The sequence below is a fragment of the Streptomyces sp. NPDC096136 genome (genome assembly GCF_044763325.1).
Classification (GTDB): domain Bacteria; phylum Actinomycetota; class Actinomycetes; order Streptomycetales; family Streptomycetaceae; genus Streptomyces.
In genome coordinates, this window is the sequence record NZ_JBIWFZ010000018.1 from 53,958 (window position 1) to 68,492 (window position 14,535).

Annotated in this window: 16 protein-coding genes and 1 tRNA gene; 10 read left to right on the forward strand and 7 right to left on the reverse strand. The window is 73.7% G+C overall.

Features of this window, described 5'->3' with window-relative positions; translation table 11 throughout:
- Nucleotides 1-21: 21 nt before the first annotated feature.
- The 4 genes from ACIRBY_RS29225 (at nt 22) to ACIRBY_RS29240 (ending at nt 3,692) form a co-directional block, all read left to right on the forward strand.
- Nucleotides 22-912, forward strand: coding sequence for a DUF4429 domain-containing protein (locus ACIRBY_RS29225; RefSeq protein WP_403906025.1), 891 nt, complete (start codon nt 22-24; stop codon nt 910-912).
- A gap of 106 nt (nt 913-1,018) precedes the next feature.
- The gene (locus ACIRBY_RS29230) at nt 1,019-1,294 is read left to right on the forward strand and encodes a hypothetical protein (protein WP_079427144.1); all 276 of its coding nucleotides are present in this window, start codon (nt 1,019-1,021) and stop codon (nt 1,292-1,294) included.
- Between the two features lie 91 nt (nt 1,295-1,385).
- A complete protein-coding gene (gene glmS / locus ACIRBY_RS29235; RefSeq protein WP_403906029.1) occupies nt 1,386-3,203 on the forward strand; it encodes a glutamine--fructose-6-phosphate transaminase (isomerizing) in 1,818 nt (605 codons plus the stop codon).
- A gap of 81 nt (nt 3,204-3,284) precedes the next feature.
- Nucleotides 3,285-3,692, forward strand: a complete 408-nt coding sequence (locus ACIRBY_RS29240; RefSeq protein WP_403906032.1) for a hypothetical protein — start codon at nt 3,285-3,287, stop codon at nt 3,690-3,692.
- A 90-nt stretch (nt 3,693-3,782) separates the two neighbouring features.
- On the opposite strand, the gene ACIRBY_RS29245 is transcribed toward ACIRBY_RS29240, so the two are convergent.
- Nucleotides 3,783-4,352, reverse strand: coding sequence for an acetate uptake transporter (locus ACIRBY_RS29245; RefSeq protein WP_403906035.1), 570 nt, complete (start codon nt 4,350-4,352; stop codon nt 3,783-3,785).
- 96 nt (nt 4,353-4,448) lie between these two features.
- Nucleotides 4,449-4,979 (reverse strand): universal stress protein, encoded by a 531-nt coding sequence (locus tag ACIRBY_RS29250; RefSeq protein WP_366452123.1) that lies wholly within the window; start codon nt 4,977-4,979, stop codon nt 4,449-4,451.
- A 520-nt stretch (nt 4,980-5,499) separates the two neighbouring features.
- Between ACIRBY_RS29250 and ACIRBY_RS29255 the strand changes: the two genes are divergently transcribed.
- The 5 genes from ACIRBY_RS29255 to ACIRBY_RS29275 all read left to right on the forward strand — a co-directional run bounded on the left by ACIRBY_RS29255 (nt 5,500) and on the right by ACIRBY_RS29275 (nt 9,617).
- Nucleotides 5,500-5,778 (forward strand): hypothetical protein, encoded by a 279-nt coding sequence (locus ACIRBY_RS29255; protein WP_403906037.1) that lies wholly within the window; start codon nt 5,500-5,502, stop codon nt 5,776-5,778.
- Between the two features lie 376 nt (nt 5,779-6,154).
- A complete protein-coding gene (locus ACIRBY_RS29260) occupies nt 6,155-7,327 on the forward strand; it encodes a helix-turn-helix domain-containing protein (RefSeq protein ID WP_344156537.1) in 1,173 nt (390 codons plus the stop codon).
- A 91-nt stretch (nt 7,328-7,418) separates the two neighbouring features.
- A complete protein-coding gene (orn, locus tag ACIRBY_RS29265) occupies nt 7,419-8,021 on the forward strand; it encodes an oligoribonuclease (RefSeq protein WP_403906040.1) in 603 nt (200 codons plus the stop codon).
- A gap of 104 nt (nt 8,022-8,125) precedes the next feature.
- Nucleotides 8,126-8,198, forward strand: a tRNA-His gene (locus ACIRBY_RS29270).
- A gap of 186 nt (nt 8,199-8,384) precedes the next feature.
- On the forward strand, nt 8,385-9,617 hold the full coding sequence (locus ACIRBY_RS29275; RefSeq protein ID WP_403906043.1) for an MFS transporter: 1,233 nt from the start codon (nt 8,385-8,387) through the stop codon (nt 9,615-9,617).
- Between the two features lie 72 nt (nt 9,618-9,689).
- Here ACIRBY_RS29275 and ACIRBY_RS29280 read toward each other — a convergent pair whose 3' ends face one another.
- The 4 genes from ACIRBY_RS29280 to ACIRBY_RS29295 form a co-directional block, all read right to left on the reverse strand.
- A complete protein-coding gene (locus tag ACIRBY_RS29280) occupies nt 9,690-9,980 on the reverse strand; it encodes a hypothetical protein (RefSeq protein ID WP_403906272.1) in 291 nt (96 codons plus the stop codon).
- A gap of 86 nt (nt 9,981-10,066) precedes the next feature.
- The gene (locus tag ACIRBY_RS29285) at nt 10,067-10,741 is read right to left on the reverse strand and encodes an NADPH-dependent F420 reductase (protein WP_403906046.1); all 675 of its coding nucleotides are present in this window, start codon (nt 10,739-10,741) and stop codon (nt 10,067-10,069) included.
- 134 nt (nt 10,742-10,875) lie between these two features.
- The gene (locus ACIRBY_RS29290) at nt 10,876-12,282 is read right to left on the reverse strand and encodes a sensor histidine kinase (protein WP_403906049.1); all 1,407 of its coding nucleotides are present in this window, start codon (nt 12,280-12,282) and stop codon (nt 10,876-10,878) included.
- Nucleotides 12,279-12,965: a response regulator transcription factor gene (locus ACIRBY_RS29295; RefSeq protein WP_403906052.1), complete on the reverse strand. Its 687-nt coding sequence runs from the start codon at nt 12,963-12,965 to the stop codon at nt 12,279-12,281. The genes ACIRBY_RS29290 and ACIRBY_RS29295 overlap by 4 nt, the downstream gene beginning before the upstream one ends.
- Before the next feature lie 78 nt (nt 12,966-13,043).
- Between ACIRBY_RS29295 and ACIRBY_RS29300 the strand changes: the two genes are divergently transcribed.
- Nucleotides 13,044-13,604 carry a hypothetical protein gene (locus tag ACIRBY_RS29300; RefSeq protein ID WP_403906055.1) on the forward strand — a complete coding sequence of 187 codons (561 nt, stop codon included), beginning with the start codon at nt 13,044-13,046 and terminating at the stop codon, nt 13,602-13,604.
- A 25-nt stretch (nt 13,605-13,629) separates the two neighbouring features.
- Here ACIRBY_RS29300 and ACIRBY_RS29305 read toward each other — a convergent pair whose 3' ends face one another.
- Nucleotides 13,630-14,523, reverse strand: coding sequence for a spermidine synthase (locus tag ACIRBY_RS29305; RefSeq protein ID WP_403906058.1), 894 nt, complete (start codon nt 14,521-14,523; stop codon nt 13,630-13,632).
- Nucleotides 14,524-14,535: the final 12 nt, after the last annotated feature.

Here is a 14,535-nt window from a genome sequence, read left to right on the forward strand (position 1 = left end):
TACCGGTGGGAGAATCCCCGGATGGCGGAAATCATCCAGAAGGACGGTACGTGGACCTTCGACGGGGACGCGGTGCGCATCGTGCCGGGCCGCGACAAGGGGGTGGGGCTGCTGCGGCAGCAGCTCGGTGAGGTGGTCGTGCCGCTGCGCGCGATCGGGGGGATCAGCCACGAGCCCGGGCGCAAGGCGGGCCGGCTGCGGCTGCGCGTGCGCGACGGCGCGGACCCGCTGCTCCAGGTGACGGGCGGGCGGCTGCCGGAGCAGTCGGACCCGTACCGGTTGACGGTGGAGCCGGACCGCACGGGGGTGGCGGAGTACTTCGTGGACGAGGTGCGCAACGCGCTGCTGCTGGACGGGGTGGACCCGGGCCCGTCGGACGCGTACCTGCTGCCGGGCCCGGCGGTGCCGATCTCGGTCGCGGCGGGCGGCGGGAGCGCGGCCTTCGACGGCGACCGGGTGGTGCTGGACTGGAACTGGACCACCGAGGAGGCCAAGGCGTCCGGGGGGCCGCGCGAGTTCCGGGTCGGGGACGTGCGGGCCGTGGAGTGGGCCCCGTCCAAGGGGCTGGAGAACGGCTGGCTGCGCTTCACCCTGGCGGGGGCCCCGCAGGCCCCGGCGCCCAAGTACGACCCCTGCACCGTGGAGCTCTTCGGCTTCAAGAAGGACCCCCTGATGGCGCTGGTCGCGGCGGCGGTGGCGGTACGGATGCCCCACCCGGCGGCCCCGGCACCCGCTCCGGCGGCCCCCGCCGCCCTCCCCCTCGCGGAGGCGGCCCCGGCCCTGGCGGGCGAGCCCGCGGACCACGACACCCTGCTGCGGCGCCTGCGCGAGCTGGGGGAACTGCACCGGAACGGGATCCTCACGGCCGAGGAGTTCTCGGCGGCGAAGGCCGCCATTTTGGGTGGTTTCTAACCAAACGAGACCGGAATCACCCGTTCCTTGGTCCAGACCAGCATGATCCTGCCCGATTCCGGGCAGGATCTTTGCGTTTCTGCCCCTGTGCCGTCAATATCTACTGGTGCTCGACCGCCGACCGTCGCATGACGAACTCGTCGACCACCTGGTTCGCACCACCGCGCTGCAGCGCGGCGAGGCCGCCCGGGTGGTGCTCGACGTGCTCGCGTACTTCGACGAGACGACCGAGGAGTTCGTCCGTCGCCGCCACCGCGAACTGCAGTCCGGTGGAGCGGTCAACGCGGAGATCTTCGAGCGGATCGCGGCGGAACTGCCGCACCGCGCCGTGGCACCCCCGGAGCTCTCGCTCCGGCAGCTGCGCCGCATCGTCTACGGCTGAGACGCCGCATCGTCTCCAGCCGGGACGGGCCCCGCACGGGGCCGGTACGCGTCCGGGCACGGACACCGAACTTCAGGAGGGGCAACACCGTATGTGCGGAATCGTCGGTTACATCGGCAAGCGCGACGTGGCACCACTGCTGCTGGAAGGCCTCCAGCGGCTCGAATACCGCGGCTACGACTCGGCGGGCATCGTCGTCAACAGCCCGAAGTCCGCGGCCCTGAAGGTCGTCAAGGCCAAGGGCCGGGTCCGCGACCTGGAGTCCCGCGTCCCCAAGCGCTTCGCCGGCACCACCGGCATCGCCCACACCCGCTGGGCCACCCACGGCGCGCCGAGCGACATCAACTCGCACCCGCACCTCGACGCCGAGAACAAGGTCGCGGTCGTCCACAACGGCATCGTCGACAACGCCGCCGAGCTCCGCGCCAAGCTGGAGGCCGACGGTGTGGTCTTCGTCTCCGAGACCGACACCGAGGTGCTCGTCCACCTGATCGCCCGCTCCCAGGCCGTCACCCTGGAGGAGAAGGTCCGCGAGGCGCTCAAGGTCGTCGAGGGCACCTACGGCATCGCCGTCATGCACGCCGACTTCGCCGACCGCATCGTCGTCGCCCGCAACGGCTCCCCGGTGGTCCTCGGCATCGGCGAGAAGGAGATGTTCGTCGCCTCGGACGTCGCCGCGCTCGTCGCCCACACCCGCCAGGTCGTCACCCTCGACGACGGCGAGATGGCCACCCTGAAGGCCGACGACTTCCGCACCTACACCACCGGCGGTACGACGACCACCGCCACGCCCGAGACCGTGGAGTGGGAGGCCGCCTCCTACGACATGGGCGGCCACGACACGTACATGCACAAGGAGATCTCCGAGCAGCCCGACGCGGTCGACCGCGTGCTGCGCGGCCGGATCGACGACCGCTTCTCCACCGTGCACCTGGGCGGCCTGAACCTGGACCCGCGCGAGGCGCGCGGCATCCGCCGGGTCAAGATCCTCGGCTGCGGCACCTCGTACCACGCGGGCATGATCGGCGCGGGCCTCATCGAGAGCCTGGCCCGGATCCCCGCCGACGCCGAGCCGGCCTCCGAGTTCCGCTACCGCAACCCGGTCGTGGACCCCGACACCCTGTACATCGCCGTCTCCCAGTCCGGTGAGACCTACGACGTGCTCGCGGCGGTCCAGGAGCTCAAGCGCAAGGGCGCCCGCGTCCTCGGCGTGGTCAACGTGGTCGGCTCCGCCATCGCCCGCGAGGCCGACGGCGGCGTGTACGTGCACGCCGGCCCCGAGGTCTGCGTCGTGTCCACCAAGTGCTTCACGAACACCGTCACCGCCTTCGCCCTGCTCGCCCTGCACCTGGGCCGCATCCGCGACCTGTCCGTCGCCGACGGCAAGCGGATCATCGAGGGCCTGCGCAAGCTCCCCGGCCAGATCCAGGAGATCCTGGAGGGCGAGGAGGACATCAAGAAGCTGGCGGCCGAGTACGCCGAGGCCAAGTCGATGATGTTCATCGGCCGGGTGCGCGGCTACCCGGTGGCTCTGGAGGCCTCCCTCAAGCTGAAGGAGATCTCCTACATCCACGCCGAGGCCTACCCGGCCTCCGAGCTCAAGCACGGCCCCCTCGCGCTCATCGAGCCGGCGATGCCGACGGTCGCGATCGTCCCGGACGACGACCTGCTGGAGAAGAACCGCGCGGCGCTGGAGGAGATCAAGGCCCGCAGCGGCCGGATCCTGGCGGTCGCCCACCGGATGCAGGAGAAGGCCGACCACACGATCCTCGTGCCCAAGAACGAGGACGAGCTCGACCCGATCCTGATGGGCATCCCGCTCCAGCTGCTGGCGTACCACACCGCCCTGGCCCTGGGCCGGGACATCGACAAGCCGCGCAACCTGGCCAAGTCCGTCACGGTCGAGTAGCAGCCGCACCGCAGGCACAGGACGGCCCCCGGGGAACCCCCGGGGGCCGTTCCCCCTTTCTCCCCCGAACGAGGTACCCCCATGACCCCGCCCGGCAGCTTCGAGGAACTGATGGCCGAGGCCACGGCCTCCACCGGCCGCTTCGGCCACCGCGAGCACGTCCACCTGACCTGGCTGGCGGTACGCGCCCACGGTCCGGCGGCGGCGGACCTGGTCGGCGAGGGGATCCTGGCGACCGCCACCCGGGCGGGGGTGCCCGGCAGGTTCCACGCGACCCTCACCCGCGCCTGGGTGGAACTCGTCGCCCACGGCCTCGACGGGGGCGAACCCGCCCGGGACTTCGATGAGTTCGCCGTCCGCAACCCCGAACTCCTGGACAAGGAGCTGCCGAAGCGCTTCTACAGCGAGGCCGCGCTGGCCTCGCCGGAGGCGAAGGCCGCCTGGACCGAGCCCGACCTCGCCCCCCTCCCCCGGCAGGACCGCGGCTGACACCGCGCCGCGCCCGCGGCACACGACAGGGGCGCCACCGGTGACTCCGGTGGCGCCCCTGCCCGTCGTGCCCGCGGTCCGGGCGGGCCCTCAGCCCGCCGCGACCGCTCCGCGTCCGGAGGCCCTGCCGAAGGCCATCGGCCAGTGGGCCAGCGCGGCGGTGGCCCCGTACCAGGCCAGCAGCCCGGACACGGCCGCGACCCAGCCGCCCGCCTTGGCCAGGCCCGCGCTGTCCGCGAAGGAGCCTATGGCCAGCAGGACGAGGGAGAGGGTGAGCAGGCCGTAGACGCCCTGGCCGAACAGACCGCTCGCGGCGGCGAGCGCGAGGGTCAGCGCGAGCATCGCGAAGAGGACCAGAAACGTTCCGGCGGCCTCGCCGGACACCGCGGCCCCCGCGCCCTTGGCCCAGGTGAACCAGAAGACGCCCAGGCCCGCGAAGGCGGTGCCGTTGAACCCGTTGCCGGCCCGGTACTCCAGGAGGCCGAGGAGGAAGAGGGCCGCGCCGCCGACGTACATCGCGAGCGACACGGAGTTGGCAGCGGTGACACCGTCGAGGACGCCGGTGTGGCCGATACCGAACGCGAGAAGGGTGAGACCCAGGGCGATGTTCCCCAGGGTCGAAGTCGAGGCCGTGCTTCCCGCAGAGACACCGTTGTCCACGGCGGGCTCCCTTCGATCTGCAGTTGTTGCTGCGTCCCAGCAGCATTTATCTACCCTTTACGCGGGTTCACAACCGCACAACCGGAATACAGGGGGTCACGGAATGACAACGACCGGTCGCTGTGCGCGCTTGGCCAGACGCCCCGCCACCGAGCCGAAAATCCGGCCGACGATGCCGTGCGTGGAGCCCACCACGATGGCGTCCGCCGAGTACTCCCGGCCGACCTCTTCCAGCTCGTGGCAGATGTCCCCGCCCCGCTCGACCAGGATCCACGGCACCTCGGAAAGGTAGTCCGCGCAGGCCAGCTCCAGCCCCAGCACCTCGGTGCGGTGGTCCGGCACGTCCACGAAGACCGGTGGCTCGCAGCCCGCCCACACCGTGGTGGGGAGCCGGTTCGCCACGTGCACGATGATCAGGCCGGAGCCGGAGCGCCGGGCCATGCCGATCGCGTAGGCGAGGGCGCGCTCACTGGACGTGGAGCCGTCGAAGCCGACCACCACTCCGTGCCGGAAGGCCGGGTCGCAGGGCAGGCGTGTCTGTTCCACCGCGCGCAGGTCGCTCGATACGGAATCGGCGAGGTGCTTGCGCTTGCGGTCCGCGGGTTCGAAGAATTCGTGACCGGCCATGGATGTCTCGGCGAAAAGTCCTCGGGGGAAGCGACAGGGGCGGTTGCGGCGACTCGGGCTTTCTGACGACGACGCGGGCGTTTTGGCGACGCTGCGTGACGGAGTTCTGTCCTGGAAGCATCTTTCCAAGCCCTTACCCACCAGGGTACGGCGACACTCCCGTCCTGCACAGGGCATGCCGCCCTTGGAGAGCGTCCAAGGGAGCATGCCGGAGAGGAGCCCCCTTGGCAATGGCCGCTGTCCCCTACAGCCAGTGACGGAAGACCCTCGCGCCACCCGTGCGCGCAGTGACCGGCACCTGTGCGCGGGCGTTGGACAGGCGTCCGACCGTCCAGGAAGAGCCCGCAGGGAGTACGCCGTGCCCGGCCATCCGGTTCACCCCGTCCCGCCCGTCCAGCCCGCTCCGCCGACGCAGTACGGCCCGTCCGCCCGGTCCCCGCACCTGCCGCCGGGCCGCTCCCGGCTTCACCCGTCCGTGGGGTCCGCCGCGGCACGTCCGCATGACGACCCCGCGGGTGACGTGGTGCGCTGGGCGGCCTTCAGCTGCCTGCTCGTACCCGTGGTCCTGGTGGTCTACGGGACCTCGTACGGCGGGGCCGCGGTGGCGACCCTGGGACTGGCGGCCGTCACGGCGGCGTGCCGGGTGCTGCTGCGACACTCGGAGAAGGCCGGGCGGGCCGCCGCCCGGGTGCGGCCGGAGGAGCCGCCTCCGCACGGGCACCGGGGCCGGCACTCCCGCAGCGGGTCCGGCGCGCACCGCGGTTGCCACGGCTCCCCGGGCCCCTCCCCTCACGACTGACCGATTCGCACGTACACACCCGGTTGTTTTCAGCCAACTTCCGGACTGGACGCTTCCCTTGCCGGAATGTCCCCCCAACCCCCCTACCACCAGCGACGACAGAGCGAAGGGGGCGAAAACACCCCATGGGTACTGGCCACGACCGGATCGTGAGGTTCCCGTACGGGTAGCGGAGTGGAACGCTTCCTGATCGAATGCTTTTCGCCAAGTTGCCAAGTCGACATAGCGGTGCGTGCTGAACTTGTCACGCCGACACCACGGGACGCAGTAGATTCGATCATGTATTTACGGCGGGGGATCCACGTGCAAGGCCGAGGGGAAACGTGCAGGTGCGACCAGACCAAGGAGTCGCGACACCCAAGGGGGGCTTAGCGCCATGAGCCAGGATTCCACCGCAGTCATCGCCGACGCGGGCAGGAAGCTCGCGGGGCGTCGCCGCAGAGAGATCGTCGCCGTGCTGCTGTTCAGCGGCGGGCCGATCTTCGAGAGTTCCATTCCGCTGTCCGTGTTCGGCATCGACCGCCAGGACGCCGGAGTGCCGCGCTACCGACTGCTCGTGTGCGCCGGGGAGGACGGTCCGCTGCGGACCACCGGCGGACTCGAACTGACCGCGCCATACGGGCTGGAGGCCATCGCCCGGGCGGGCACGGTCGTCGTTCCCGCCTGGCGCTCCATCACCTCCCCGCCGCCGCCGGAGGCGCTCGACGCCCTGCGGCTGGCGCACGAGGAGGGCGCCCGGATCGTCGGCCTGTGCACGGGGGCGTTCGTGCTCGCCGCCGCCGGCCTGCTGGACGGCCGGCCCGCGACGACGCACTGGATGTACGCGCCGACGCTGGCCAAGCGCTACCCGTCCGTCCACGTCGACCCGCGCGAGCTCTTCGTCGACGACGGCGACGTGCTGACGTCCGCCGGCACCGCGGCCGGAATCGACCTGTGCCTGCACATCGTGCGCACGGACCACGGCAGCGAGGCCGCCGGGGCACTGGCCCGCCGGCTCGTCGTCCCGCCGCGCCGCACCGGCGGCCAGGAGCGCTACCTCGACCGGTCGCTGCCCGAGGAGATCGGCGCCGACCCGCTCGCCGAGGTCGTGGCCTGGGCCCTGGAGCACCTCCACGAGCAGTTCGACGTGGAGACGCTGGCCGCCCGCGCCTACATGAGCCGGCGCACCTTCGACCGGCGGTTCCGCTCGCTCACCGGCAGCGCGCCGCTCCAGTGGCTGATCACCCAGCGGGTGCTCCAGGCCCAGCGGCTGCTGGAGACCTCCGACTACTCGGTCGACGAGGTCGCCGGACGCTGCGGCTTCCGCTCCCCGGTCGCCCTGCGCGGCCACTTCCGCCGGCAGCTGGGGTCCTCCCCGGCCGCCTACCGCTCCGCCTACCGGGCGCGCCGGCCGCAGGCCGACGTGTCCCCCGTGTCGGAGATCTCGGGGACTCCGCTGCCGCACCAGCGCACCCCGCAGCCCCAGCGGGCCGCGGCGGCCCTGGCCGCCTCCGGTCCGAGCGTGACGGAGCTGTACGCCCCGGGCCGGGTGCTGCGCGAGCACGCGTAGCGGCCGCCCGGACATCCGCGAGACGCACGGCGAAGGCCCCCCGCGACGGCAGGACACCACTGCGGGGGGCCTTCGGCATAAGGTGGGACGCATGAACGATCGCATGGTGTGGATCGACTGCGAGATGACCGGGCTCTCGTTGACGGACGACGCACTTATCGAGGTGGCCGCACTGGTCACCGACTCGGAGCTCAACGTGCTCGGCGAAGGCGTGGACATCGTGATCCGCCCGCCGGACGCGGCCCTGGAGAACATGCCGGACGTGGTGCGCGAGATGCACACCGCCTCCGGCCTGCTCGACGAGCTGGCCGGCGGCACGACCCTGGCCGACGCCGAGGCGCAGGTCCTGGCGTACGTGCGCGAGCACGTCAAGGAGCCGCGCAAGGCCCCGCTGTGCGGGAACTCCGTCGGCACCGACCGCGGCTTCCTGTCGCGCGACATGCCGGCGCTGGAGGCCCACCTGCACTACCGGATCGTGGACGTGTCCTCGGTCAAGGAGCTGGCGCGCCGCTGGTACCCGCGGGCCTACTTCAACAGCCCGCCGAAGAACGGCAACCACCGGGCGCTCGCGGACATCAAGGAGTCCATCGCCGAGCTGCGGTACTACCGCGAGGCGGTCTTCGTACCGCAGCCGGGACCCGACTCGGACACGGCCCGGGCCATCGCCGCCAAGCACGTGGTCGCCGGCGAGTAGGACCGCCGCGGGAGCCGCAGGAGGGGTGCGGGGAAAGGGGGGAGCGAGCACCCTCCCGGACCCTGTACCCTTTTCTTCGGCCGGTCGTTCCACGACCGGACATGGTGGGTGTAGCTCAGTTGGTAGAGCACCTGGTTGTGGTCCAGGTGGCCGCGGGTTCGAGTCCCGTCACTCACCCTGTGGGAAGGCCCCGGTTCGCGCGAGCGAGCCGGGGCCTTCCGCGTTCTCCGGGTCCGGCCGGACTCCGGTCCGGACCCGCGGCGGGGGTTCCCGGGCCGGGATTCCCGGGCTAACGTCCCCGGCGACGGGCAACGGCGCGCGCCGGAGAAACGGGAGGGTCGGCGTGCGGCTGGAGGTTGCCCCATGTCCGCATCCACGACCGGGCCCGCCGGGCCCGCGGCCGGGCCCGCGGCCGGTTTCCGCGGGGTGCTCGCGCTCGCCGGCACCGCGCTGCCCCTGTACGCGTTCCTCGCCCGGCTCCCCGCCGCGCTCTGCCCCATCGGAACGCTGCTGCTCGTCAACGAACGCGACGGCATCGGCGGCGCCGGCACCGTCGCCGCCGCCCTCTGGCTGGGCCAGGCCCTCGGCGGCCCGGTGATCGGCCGGCTCGCCGACCGGCGCGGCCACCGCCCGGTCCTGCTGGCCGCCTGCGCCGCGAACGGCGCCGTGCTGGCCTTGCTGGTCCGCGCCGCCCTCGCCGGGCTGCCGCCGGCCGCCCTCGCCGCCCTCGCCGTCGCGGCCGGGCTGACCGTTCCGCAGGTGGGGCCGCTGGCCCGGGCCCGCTGGGCGCGACTGGCCGGGCGGGACCGGGCCCTGCTGGGGTCGGCGCTCTCCTTGGACACCACCCTCGACGAGGCCTCCTTCATGGTGGGGCCCGCGCTGGCCGGGCTCCTCGCGGTGACCGTGCACCCGGCCTCCGCCCTGGTGCTGGCGGCCGTCCTGATCCTGGTGTTCGGGACCCTGTTCGCCCTGCACCCCAGTGCGCCCGGGCCGCTCGCGGCGCCGGGCGGGCGGGACGGCGTACGGCTGTGGTCGCCGGGGCTGGCCCTGCTGTTCGCGCTGGCCGTGCTCCAGGGGGCGGCGTGGAGCAGCGCCAACACGGGGGTCAACGCCCTCGCGAAGTCGCTCGGGCAGGGCGGCTCGGCCGGTCTGGTGTGGGCGGCGATGGCGGTGACCAGCTCGGTCGCCGGGTTCGTGACGGTGGCCCGGCCCGGCCCGGCGGACCTGGTGGCGCGGCTGCGGTGGACGATCGGGGCCCAGGCGGTGCTGAGCCTGCCGCTGCTCGCCGTGTCCGGGCTGTGGGGGGCGGCGGCGGCCGTGGCCGGGATCGGGCTGGCGGTGGCCCCGCACCTGATCGCCCTGTTCGGGCTGGTGGAGCGGACCGGCCCGGCGCCGCGGATGGGCGAGGCCATGACGGTGGTGGGCAGCGGCCTGATCGTCGGCCAGGCCCTGGCCGCGGCGGCCGCCGGGCCGCTGGCCGCCGCGTACGGGTACCGGGCGGCGTTCGCCGTCTCCTGCGCGGCGGCGGCCTCCTCGGCGGTCCTGGCCCTCGCGGCGGGCGGACGGGCCCGGCCCGGTCCGAGGGGCGCGGCCTGATCCGAGGGGCGCGGCCTGATCCGAGGGGCGCGGCCTGATCCGAGGGGCGCGGCCTGATCCGAGGGGCGCGGCCTAGGCGAGGGTGCGGACTTCGGAGAGGATCTCCGCCAGTTCCTCCCCCGTCGTGACCGGCCCGATCTCGACCTCGGCGTGGAACCGGCTGAACAGGTCCCAGGTCAGCAGGGGCAGCTGGGCGCTGTCCTGGACGTCGAAGACGATCCAGCAGGAGCGCACGCCCTCGTGGAGGCCGAAGTAGGCCGCCTCCGGCCGGACCCGGTCCATGAACTTCCTCATGGCCTGGACCAGCGCCCCGGTCTTGATGCCCTCGTTGGCGGCGGCCGTGTCCAGGTGGGCCCTGAGCATGACTCTCACGTGTGGCTCCCTCCGTCACAGCCACCCTCCGCACGGGCCGGGGGCGCGGCAACATGTGCGCCCCCGTCCGGGCGGGGTCAGGAGGAGGGGCGGGCCGTCTGGACGTGGAAGTTGAACTCCGCGTGCCCCAGGGTGCCCATCAGGCGCAGCCACAGCGGCAGGAGCATCTCCGTGCCCCGCGCGGTCTCGATGCCGCCGAGGTCGATGATCGACGCGTCGGGCCAGCCGAAGGAGCTCAGCAGGCCGTGGACGGCCTTCTTCGCGTCGGCGTCGTCGCCGGAGAGGAAGACGGAGTGCTCGCCGGGGACCCGGGCGGGATCGACCATGATCTGGCAGTTCATGGTGTTGAGGGTCTTGACCACCCGCAGCTGCGGGAAGGTGCGCTGGATCAGCTCGCCGAGGCTGTCGTCGTCGACCGGGTCCAGGCGGGGCGGGAAGCCGTGGGAGAAGTCCAGCGGGTTGGCGATGTCGATGAGGACCTTGCCGTCGAGGTGGTCGGCCTCGGCCTCCCTCAGGGCCTCGACGCTGACCCGCCCGCCGGTGGCGTTGACCAGCGTCTCGCCGTGCCGTGCGGCCTCCGGGAAGGGGGCCAGGCCGATCGAGGGGTGGGCCTCCTGCCATTCGGCGTACTCCGCCCGGTCGAGGGTGGCCCGCGGGTCGCGGGTGCCGATGACCACCTCGTGGCCCAGGGAGGCCAGGCGGTCGGCCACCGTGCGGCCGACGATGCCGGTGCCGAGAACTGCGTAACGCATGCGGATGTCCAATCGGGAGGGATGTGGCACGTGCCGTGCGCGGGGTGCGGCCGGGCGGGTCGGCCGGTGCCCAACGGCCCCCAACCGGCGCGGACCGTACGGTATTCCACCGGCGCGGCTTCCGGCCCGCTCCCTCACCCGGTCGGGTCGGTGCGCTCTCCCCGGCGCCTGCCGCGGGCGCGCCGGGCGCGGCGGCCGCCCGGGCCGCGCCCGCCGCGCCGGCCCCGGTCGTCCAGGGCGAGCCACACCCGTACCTCGCTGCCCCCGAGCACCGAGCGCCCCAGGCGTACGTCGCCGCCCGTCGACTCCGCGACCCGGCGCACGATGTCCAGGCCGAGCCCCGTGGAGCCGTCGCGGGCCCCGTCGTTGCCGCGCCTGAGGGCCGTGTCCGGGTCGGCGATGCCGGGGCCCGCGTCCGAGACGAGGACGATGACGGCGTCCCCCGCGTCGTGCACGTCGACCGCGAAGGGGGTGCCCTCGGGGGTGTGCCGGAAGACGTTGCCGAGCAGGGCGTCGAGGGCGGCCGCCAGCTCGGGCCGGGCCACCGGGACCCGTACGGTGCGGTCCACGCCGGCGAGCCTGACCTCGCGGCCCTCGTCCTCCGCGAGCGCCGACCAGAAGGCCATCCGGTCGCGGATCACCTCGGAGGCGTCGCACCCGGCGGTGGCCGCCGCGGCGGCGGCCGGCCGCTGCTCGCGGGCCGTACGGATGATCGTGTCGACCTCCCGCTCCAGCTGCTCCACCGCCGCCCGGGTGTGCTCGGCGGCCGGGCCGTCGCCGAGCGAGGCCGCGTTCAGCCGCAGCACGGTCAGCGGGGTGCGCAGGCGGTGCGAGAGGTCGGCGGCGAGCTCCCGCTCGTTGGCGAGGAGTTCGACCACCTGGTCGGCCATCGAGTTGAACGCGATGGCCGCCGAGCGGAGTTCCTTCGGGCCGTCCTCGGGCACCCGGGCCCCGAGCCGGCCCTCGCCCAGCTGGTGCGCGGCGTCCGCGAGCCGTTCGGCCGGTCGCACCAGCCGGGCCCCGAGCCGGTCGGCGACCGCCACGGAGCCGACGACCAGGGCGAGGCCGACGCCGGCGAGGATCAGCCAGGCGGTGGCGACCCCGTTGCTGACCTCGCTCTCCGGAACGTAGATCTCGATGACGGCGATGTCCCCGGAGCCGAGGGCGATGGGCTGGAGCAGGGCGGAGCCCCCTGCGGCGGCCTTCGCGGTGGTGGCCCGTCCCATGGAGCGGGTCTCGGCCACCGCGTGCGCGCCCGCCCAGCCGTCGCCGATGTCCACGGGGGCGGCGCCGGCGATCGCGGGGACGTGGACGGCCATCCGCCGGGCGGCGCCCATCTCGGTGGACTCGACGGCCTTGCGCAGCTGCACCGGGTCGGTGGTGATGGACAGGGTGGGCCCCATGGTGGCGGCCTGCCGCTCGGCGTTGGAGAACGCCCGGTCGCTGGCCATCTCCTGCACCACCAGCCCCAGAGGCACCGCGAAGGCCACGACCACCATGGTGGTGACGGCAAGACAGACCTTGACCAGCGCCCACCTCACAGCGGCGGCTCCAGCTTCACACCGACCCCCCGCAGCGTGTGCAGGTACCGGGGACGGGCGGCGGTCTCGCCGAGTTTGCGGCGGAGCCAGGAGAGGTGCACGTCGATGGTCTGGTCGTCCCCGTACGACTGCTGCCAGACCTCGGCGAGCAGCTCGCGCCGGGCCACGACCACCCCCGGCCGGCCGGCGAGGAAGGCCAGCAGGTCGAACTCCCGCCGGGTGAGGTCGAGTACGGCCCCGTCCAGCGCGGCCTGGCGGCGCAGCGGGTCGATGGCGAGCCCGCCGACGCGCAGGACGCGCGGGGGCGGTTCGGCCGCCGCGGCCTGGGAGCGGCGCAGGACGGCGGCCATCCGGGCGGAGAGGTGCTCGACGGAGAACGGCTTGGTGAGGTAGTCGTCGGCGCCGTCGTTGAGCAGCCGGACGATCTCCGCCTCGTCGTCGCGGGCGGTGGCGATGATGACCGGCACGTCGGTGATGCCGCGCAGCATCTTCAGCGCCTCGGAGCCGTCGAGGTCGGGCAGTCCGAGGTCGAGGATGACCACGTCGAACCGGTGGTGGGCGACCTCGCGCAGGGCCTCCAGGGCCGTGCCCACGCTCCGTACGGTGTGGGCGGCCTCGGTCAGGTGCCGGATCAGGGCGGAACGTACGAACTGGTCGTCCTCGACCACGAGCACACTAGCCATGGGCGCACGGTAGTCCATCCGGGCGACCCCGGGAGGTGCCGGGACTGCTCTGTGACGTGTGGTGCAGTATGTGCCCTGATGCGACGAGGACTTGTACATGCCATGGCCTGGGTGGTGGCGACCGCGGCCGCCGTGACCCTGTCGTGGTGGGGTGTGCACACCGTCATGTCCGGGACGGCCTACGATCCTCCGCTCGCGGTCCCGCTGACCACCCGGCCGCCGGCCTCCGCGACGCGGGGCGCGGAGCCGCCCCCGGCCGGCCCGACGGGCTCCGCGTCGCCGTCGCCGTCCGCGTCCGGCTCGCCGTCGCCCTCCGTGCCGGCCGCCGCCCCCTCCGCGTCCGCGAGGCCGAAGTCCCCGCCGCCGGCCGGGCAGCAGCGCCCGTACCCGGACGGCGGCGGGCAGGGGTCCGGCTCCGGCAGCGTGAAGGGGTACTCGGTCTCGGGCGGCCGGGTGGTCTTCGACCTCGGGGCCTCCTCGGCCGCCCTGGTCTCGGCGACGCCGGAGGCGGGGTGGCGGGTGCAGGTGTGGAAGCAGGACTTCTGGATCCGGGTCACCTTCACCCGGGACGACCGCGAGGTGTCGGTGTTCTGCACCTGGCACGACCACCCGCCGACGGTGGAGACCGTCGACCCGTAGCCCCGCCCGGGCTCCCGCCCCGCGCCTACCGGAACACCGAGGCCGGGGGCTGCGGCGAGGCCACCGCCGAGGCGTCGCGGACCGGGACGGCGCCGCCCGTGAAGTCCGCCAGGGCCCGGCCGTGCTCCACCCGTCCCGGGTGCGGGTCGCTCGCCACGCGGCGGGTGAACTCCGCGACCGGCAGCTCCCGGTCGGAGGCCACGAGCACCGCATTGCCGAAACGTTTCCCCCGCCAGACGACGGGATCCGCGGCCAGCGCCAGCCGCTCGAACCGGGAGGCCGCGGTGGCGACCTGGCCCCGCAGGTGCGCCAGCGGCGGCCCGTCCGCGAGGTTGGCCACGTACCAGCCGGTGGGCGACAGTACCCGGCGCACGTCGTCCAGGAACTCGGCGCTGGTCAGGTGCGCCGGGGTGCGCGCCCCGCTGAACACGTCCGCGATGACCAGGTCCGCCCAGCCGTCGGGCACCTTCGCCAGGCCCGCCCGCGCGTCCACCGCCCGGACCCGCACCCGCGCCTGCGGGTCCAGCGGCAGGTGCTCCCGTACGAAGGCCACCAGGGCCCCGTCGATCTCCACCACCTGCTGCGCGGAGCGGGGGCGCGCGGCGGCCGTGTAGCGGGCCAGGGTGAAGGCCCCGCCGCCCAGGTGCACCACGTTCAGGGGCTGCCGGGCGGGCGCGGCGAGGTCGATCAGGTGGCCGATGCGGCGCTGGTAGGCGAAGTCCAGGTACCCGGGGTCGTCCAGGTCGACGTGGGACTGCGGGGCCCCGTTGATCAGCAGGGTCCAGGCGCGGGCGCGCTCGCGGTCCGGGGACAGCTCCGCCAGGCCGCCGCCCACCTCGCCGGTGACCGGCTCGGCGGCGCCCCGCCGGCCCCCGTCGCGGTTCCTGCCCTTGTCCCTGCCCGTGCCTCTGCCTGCCACCCCACCATTATC

Excerpts from the sequence above, each read along its gene's own strand:
- orn (WP_403906040.1), top strand. The coding sequence starts at position 7,419 with ATGAACGATCGCATGGTGTGGATCGACTGCGAGATGACCGGGCTCTCG.
- ACIRBY_RS29250 (WP_366452123.1), bottom strand. The coding sequence starts at position 4,979 with ATGGCCGGTCACGAATTCTTCGAACCCGCGGACCGCAAGCGCAAGCAC.
- ACIRBY_RS29275 (WP_403906043.1), top strand. The coding sequence starts at position 8,385 with ATGTCCGCATCCACGACCGGGCCCGCCGGGCCCGCGGCCGGGCCCGCG.
- ACIRBY_RS29240 (WP_403906032.1), top strand. The coding sequence starts at position 3,285 with ATGACCCCGCCCGGCAGCTTCGAGGAACTGATGGCCGAGGCCACGGCC.
- ACIRBY_RS29225 (WP_403906025.1), top strand. The coding sequence starts at position 22 with ATGGCGGAAATCATCCAGAAGGACGGTACGTGGACCTTCGACGGGGAC.
- glmS (WP_403906029.1), top strand. The coding sequence starts at position 1,386 with ATGTGCGGAATCGTCGGTTACATCGGCAAGCGCGACGTGGCACCACTG.
- ACIRBY_RS29295 (WP_403906052.1), bottom strand. The coding sequence starts at position 12,965 with ATGGCTAGTGTGCTCGTGGTCGAGGACGACCAGTTCGTACGTTCCGCC.
- ACIRBY_RS29285 (WP_403906046.1), bottom strand. The coding sequence starts at position 10,741 with ATGCGTTACGCAGTTCTCGGCACCGGCATCGTCGGCCGCACGGTGGCC.
- ACIRBY_RS29300 (WP_403906055.1), top strand. The coding sequence starts at position 13,044 with ATGCGACGAGGACTTGTACATGCCATGGCCTGGGTGGTGGCGACCGCG.
- ACIRBY_RS29280 (WP_403906272.1), bottom strand. The coding sequence starts at position 9,980 with ATGCTCAGGGCCCACCTGGACACGGCCGCCGCCAACGAGGGCATCAAG.
- ACIRBY_RS29260 (WP_344156537.1), top strand. The coding sequence starts at position 6,155 with ATGAGCCAGGATTCCACCGCAGTCATCGCCGACGCGGGCAGGAAGCTC.